Annotated in this window: 6 protein-coding genes; all 6 read right to left on the bottom strand. The window is 67.2% G+C overall.

Annotated elements, in window-relative coordinates; genetic code table 11:
- Positions 1-1,270: allophanate hydrolase (gene atzF / locus DYI24_RS19685; protein ID WP_164573503.1), on the bottom strand; the 1,270-nt coding region annotated here is incomplete at its 3' end.
- Entirely contained in the window at positions 1,267-2,013 is a 747-nt protein-coding gene (locus DYI24_RS19690; protein ID WP_246701312.1) for a GntR family transcriptional regulator, read from the bottom strand. The genes atzF and DYI24_RS19690, both read right to left, overlap by 4 nt.
- Complete coding sequence (gene hpxZ, locus DYI24_RS19695; protein ID WP_107343497.1) at positions 2,010-2,405, bottom strand: oxalurate catabolism protein HpxZ; 396 nt, start codon at positions 2,403-2,405, stop codon at positions 2,010-2,012. Before hpxZ ends, DYI24_RS19690 begins: the two co-directional genes overlap by 4 nt.
- Before the next feature lie 2 nt (positions 2,406-2,407).
- Positions 2,408-3,799, bottom strand: coding sequence for an AtzE family amidohydrolase (locus tag DYI24_RS19700; protein ID WP_246701313.1), 1,392 nt, complete (start codon positions 3,797-3,799; stop codon positions 2,408-2,410).
- Positions 3,800-3,812: 13 nt separating this feature from the next.
- Positions 3,813-3,992 carry a DUF4089 domain-containing protein gene (locus tag DYI24_RS19705; RefSeq protein ID WP_164573505.1) on the bottom strand — a complete coding sequence of 60 codons (180 nt, stop codon included), beginning with the start codon at positions 3,990-3,992 and terminating at the stop codon, positions 3,813-3,815.
- A gap of 154 nt (positions 3,993-4,146) precedes the next feature.
- Positions 4,147-5,899 (bottom strand): dipeptide ABC transporter ATP-binding protein (locus DYI24_RS19710; protein ID WP_164573506.1); only part of this gene is annotated, 1,753 nt, incomplete at its 5' end.

Below are 5,899 nucleotides of genomic sequence, written 5' to 3' on the forward strand. Positions count from 1 at the left end.
GGGTAATGCCGAACGGAATGCCGTCACGGCGGGTCGACGCCGGCAGCGCGAGGCCGCACAGGTCGAGCAGGTTGACGAAATTGGTGTAGGTCCCGAGCCGGCTGTTCAGCGTGATCGGATCGGCCAGCACCTGGTCGACTGTGTAGGCGGTTGGCGCGGTCGGCAGCACCAGCGCGTCGATGCCGGCGAAGCTGCGCTCGGCGATCTTGCGCAGTGCCTGCAGCCGGTACAGCGCCGCGAAAGTGTCGGCGGCTGACAGATTGGCGCCGGCGAGCGTGATCTGCCGCGTCACCGCATGCACCGCGTCCGGTTGGGTTTCGAGCAGCTCCCGAATGGTCAGATAGCGCTCAGCCACCCATGGCCCTTCGTAGAGCAGCCGGGCCGTCTCGTAGAGCGGCTCGACGTCGATCTCAATCAGCTCCGCGCCGAGCTGCCGCCAGCGCTCCAGCGCTTCCTCGTAACCCCGTGCCGCGAGGTCATCGCCGAAGAACTGCAACTGGCCTTTCTGCGGTACGCCGAGTCGGACCCGCGGCGGCATCGCGCTGACTGCCGCCACCGGCCGCTCGCGCGAGAACGGATCTTCAGCGTCCGGCGCCGTCATCACCCGCAGGGCGGTGATCGCGTCATCGGTAGTCAGCGCGAACACCGAGATGCAGTCGAGCGTGCGGCACGCCGGCACGACACCCGTGGTCGAAATCATCCCGAGGCTCGGCTTCAGCCCGACGATGTTGTTGAGCATCGCCGGCACCCGACCGGATCCTGCTGTATCGGTGCCGAGCGAGAGCGGCACCAGACCGGCGCCGACCGCGACCGCTGAGCCTGAGCTTGATCCGCCGGGCACGAGATCGCTGCGCATCGCGTTGCGCGGCACGCCATAGGGCGAGCGGACTCCGACCAGACCGGTTGCGAACTGATCGAGATTGGTCTTGCCGATCACGATCGCACCGGCGGCGCGCAGCTTGGCGACCGCGGTGGCGTCGCGGGCTGGCTGATACGCAAATGCCGGGCAGGCGGCGGTGGTCGGCAGGCCGGCGACGTCGATATTGTCCTTCACCGCGACCGGCACGCCGTACAGCGGCAGCGATGGATCGCGCGCTGCCAGCGCAACCGCTTCGGCGATCGCGTCCGCTTCGTCGCGCAAGGTGATGAACAGCGCCGGGTCCGCATAGGCGCGGATCCGCTGATAGCAGCGCGCGATCGTCTGCGCCGGGGTGGTGGTGCCGGCGCGATGCCCGGCGACGATTTCACTGATCGTTTCGAATTTGCTCATACCGACACCGCGTAAATTTCGTATTCGTCGCGCACCAGATCGATGTGATGGCGCATGGCCTTCGCGGCGCCGTCGCGGTCGCCGCGAAGGATCGCGATCACCACGCGGTCGTGCTCTGCGTGCGATTTCGCCAGCCGTCCGAGATTGCGGAACTGGGCGCGGCGGAACGGCTGCACCCGCACCCGCGTCGCCAGGGTAATCTCGGCGATGTAGTCGTTATGCGCGCCCGCATAGATCGCGTTGTGGAAGTGCTCGTTGACGTCGTGGAAGCGCTCTGGGTTACCCTGTGAGCTGAGCATTCGCAGCTCCTCGTGGATCGTTTCCAGCGTCCGCCGCTCCAGCGGCGTCATCCGCTCGGCCGCGAAGCTCGCACACAGTGCTTCGAGTTCGGACATCGCTTCGAACATGCCTGTCAGCCGTTCGAACGATGGCTGCGCCACCACCGCGCCGTGATGCGGCCGCGACTCGACGAGGCCGCTGGCGACGAGCTGGCGTAGCGCCTCGCGTACCGGCGTGCGAGATACCTTGAAGCGTTGCGCGATGTCGGTTTCGTCGAGCGCCGCGCCGGGGCGTAGCGTGCCGCGCACGATCTCGTCGGCAAGTTGGCGCCGCAACTCCTCGGCGCGGGTGATCTTGATTGGAGGGGGAGCGGACCGCACGATCCGCGCGTCCGGAGTGATTAATCCCGGCGGCGCGAGAGGCGACCGTGTTCGGCGTGAAGTCTGCGCATCATCGAAGCTCATGGCGACGCCCGCGGTTCGTCGATCATGCTGACATGAGCCGCGACGATGCGCCAGCCTTCGGCAAACCGTACCCAGGTCTGCATCTGACGTCCGACCTTGCCGGGCGCGTTGTCGCGGTAAAATAAGGTCGATGCGACCGCGGTGTCACGGCCGTAAGCCGTGATAATCGTCCGCGCGGTGGTACGCATTAGCCCGACCGGCGAGCGGGCGCCCCGGAACGCCTTGATCTCGTCGTAGCCATAGAGGTTTTCGCCGCCGCCATAGCGGAGCGTGCGCGGATCGTCGTGGAACAGCTCGTTGAGCGTGGCGACGTCGTTGCCGACGAGCGCGGCCTCGTAGCGGGCGAAGGCATCGCCGACTTCGGCGACAACGTCGGGCAGATCGATATCCATGGTCAGAAATCCTTCGGTCGCGGCGCGCGGGCGACGCCAGCGCGCTCCAGCGCTGCGGCGACGCGCAGCGCGATGTCTTCGCGCCACGGCGCGGCGATGATCTGCACTCCGATCGGCAAGGGCTCGAGCGGGATTGGGGCGGCCACCACCGGCAGGCCGATGAACGAGATCGGCTGAGTGTGGATGCCGACGTTGGCACGCACCGGCAGTTCGACTCCGTCGAGCGTGAAGGTGACCTGTCCGAGCTTGGGCGCCACGCAAGGCGTTGCCGGGGCGATGATGACGTCGACCTGCTCGAACAATTCGAGCACGCGGGCGCGGTACCAGCGCCGGAATTTCTGCGCGCGGTCGACCAACGGCGCCGGCACCATCGCGCCGGCGAGCAGCCGGTCGCGCACCGCGGGATCGAAATCATTCGGCTGCTGCCGCAACCGGTCGAGATGCAGCGAGGCGCCTTCGGTCGTACTGATCACGTAGGCCGCGGCGCGGGCGCGGGCGGCTTCCGGCAGTTCGACCGAGCGGGTGATACCGAGCGCCTTGACCACGCGGTCGACAGCCTCGCGCGCTTCCGGAAACAGATTGGCCTCGAAGTAACCGCCGGCTTTTGCGATCCGCAGGCCGTCGATGCCCCCCGCGAGCAAGCCGGAGACCGGCTCCGGTGCCCGCGTGGTGCAGGCGGCGTCGCCGGCGTCCGGCCCCTGCATCGCGTCGTAAGCCAGCGCCAGATCGGCGACGCTGCGTGCCAGCGGACCAAGGTGATCGAAGCTCGCCACGAACGGGAACGAACCGGTGCGCGGCAGCCGCCCATAGGTCGGCTTGAGCCCGAAGATGCCGCACAGCGAGGAGGGGACGCGGATAGAGCCGTTGGTATCTGAGCCGAGCGCCAGCGGCACCTCGCCGCCGGCCACCGCGGCGCCCGATCCGCCGGAGGAGCCACCGGTCATCCGGGTCGGATCGTGCGGATTGCGCGACGGGCCGTCGTGGATGTTCTCGCCGGTGAAGTCGTAGGCGTATTCGCCCATGTTGAGCGCGCCGATCAGCACGGCGCCAGCCGCTTCCAGTCGCTTGATCAGCGGCGCGTCGCTCGCGGCCGGGCTGCGGTCGCGGTTGATCTTGGAGCCGGCGCGGGTGGGGAGACCGGCGACATCGAACAGGTTCTTCACCGCGAACGGCACGCCAGCGAGCGGGCCGACGCTCTCGCCGCGCGCGATTGCGGCATCAATGTCGCGGGCGCGTGCACGGGCCCGCTCGGCGACCACATCGGTGAAAGCGTTGAGGGTCGGATCGGCCTTGGTAATACGGCTGAGTGCGGCCTCGGTGGCAGCGAGCGCAGTGGTGCTCCGGTTCGCTACGGCTGCGGCGATCTCGGCGGCGGTCATCCAGTCAGTGGACATTACGGGATCAATCTCAGGCACGGAACACGCTCGCAGGCTCGGTCTCGTCGGGAAGCGGAAATTCATCGACCATCCGCGCCAGCTTTAGCGAGACCTCGAGATTGGCCCGCACGGCCGGCTTCCACGCCGGATCGATCGGCAGCCCAAGCGCAGCAGCAACGGCGTGGATGTAGGAGTCGAGGGGATCGTTCAAAGTCAGTACCTTTCACGAGCGCTATGGTTCAGGTCGTCATTCCGGGGCGCTCGCGTGAGCGAGCGAACCCGGAATCTCTTTTTGATCATCTCGGGATTCCGGGTTCGCGCTGCGCGCGCCCCGGAATGACCATGGAGAATTGCGCATCGCGTCATCACGTCACCGGCAGTGGCGGATGCGGGATCGCGGTGAGGAGTTCGCGGGTGTAGTCGTGCTTCGGGCTGCCGAGTACCTGCTCGGACGTTCCCTGCTCGACAATACGCCCGGCGCGCATCACGACGACGCGGTCGCACAGCAGCCGCACCACGTTGAGGTCGTGCGATACGAACAGGTAGCTCATCCCGAGAGTCTGCTTCAGGTCCTGCAGCAGGTTCAGCACCACCGCCTGCACCGAGACGTCGAGCGCAGCAGTCGGCTCGTCGAGGATCACCAGCTTGGGCCGTAGCGCGATGGCGCGGGCGATGCCGACGCGCGCCTTCTGGCCGCCGGACAGCTGATGCGGAAACCGGTCGAGCAGATCGAGCGGCAGGCCGACCTGTTCGGCCAGTTCCTCGCAGCGGGTGCGCACTGCATCGCGGCCTTTGATCTCGCCGAGCTGCAGGATCGGATCGGCAATCGCGCGCGCCGCGGTGAAGCGTGGATTGAGACTGTCGGTCGGATCCTGAAACACCATCTGGATCGACTTGCGCAGCGGCAGCCGGGCGAACCGCTGCGGCAGGATGGTGCCGATCTCCTCGCCGTCGAACACGATGCGGCCGGAGGTCTGATCGAGCAGCCGCATCAGCATCATCGAGGTGGTCGACTTGCCGCAGCCGGACTCGCCGACCAGCCCGACGCTTTCGCCATGGCCGATCTGGAAGCTGATGCCGTCGACGGCGCGAAACACCTCCGGCTCCGGCGCCGGCCCGCGCGAGAATAACCGGCTCAACGTCGCAGTCGCACCCTGGCGCGGATATTCCTTCACCAGCTTTTCGACGAGGAGGAGGGGGGCAGGGCTCTTCGAATTACTCGTGTCCTCGTGCTCGCCACTCGCCTCAGTGTCACCCCCGGGCTTGACCCGGGGGGCCATCGTCTTCGACGAAGCTTCTCCCGAGATAGGATGGATCGCTGGGTCGAGCCCGGCAATGACGCTTTCACGCGGAGCCGCACCGTCTTCGCCCTCCGGCAGCAGCTCTCGCAAACTCACCCCGAGCCGCGGCGTCGCGCGCATCAGCTTCTTGGTATAGGGGTGCTGCGGATTGGCGAAGATATCGGCCGCCGAGGCGGTTTCGACCACGCGGCCCTTCTCCATCACCACCACCCGGTCGCAATAGGCGGCGGCAAGGCCAAGGTCGTGGGTGATCAGGATGGTCGACAGCCCGCGGCTCTTGGTCAGTTCGACGATCAGGTCCATCACCGCCTTCTGGGTGGTGACGTCGAGGCCGGTGGTCGGCTCGTCGGCGATCAGCAGCTGCGGATTGCAGGCCAGCGCCAGCGCGATCACCACGCGCTGGCACATGCCGCCGGAGAGCTGGAACGGATAGGCGTGATAGCGCTCGCGCGGCCGCGCGATCTTCACCGCCTCCAGCGCCGCGATCGCCTTCTCGCCGCGATCGGTCGAGGTCGACTGCACGTGCTGGCGCAGCACGTCTTCGATCTGATCGCCGACCTTGCGGATTGGATTGAGCGCGGCGCGCGGATTCTGGAAGATCATCGAGATTTCGCGGCCGCGCAGGTCACGCATCTCATGCTCGCTGGCGGCCTTCAAATCCATGCCGCCGAACATCACCGAACCTTCGGCGATCCGCCCGGCGCGATCGAGGATCCGCATCACCGCGTAGGAGGTGACCGACTTGCCGGAGCCGGACTCGCCGACGATCGCCAGCGTCTCGCCTTTGCCGACGCTGATATCGACATGCTGCACCGCC

This window comes from Rhodopseudomonas sp. BR0C11 (assembly GCF_010820945.1).
In the GTDB taxonomy this organism is placed as follows: Bacteria; Pseudomonadota; Alphaproteobacteria; order Rhizobiales; family Xanthobacteraceae; genus Rhodopseudomonas; species Rhodopseudomonas palustris_H.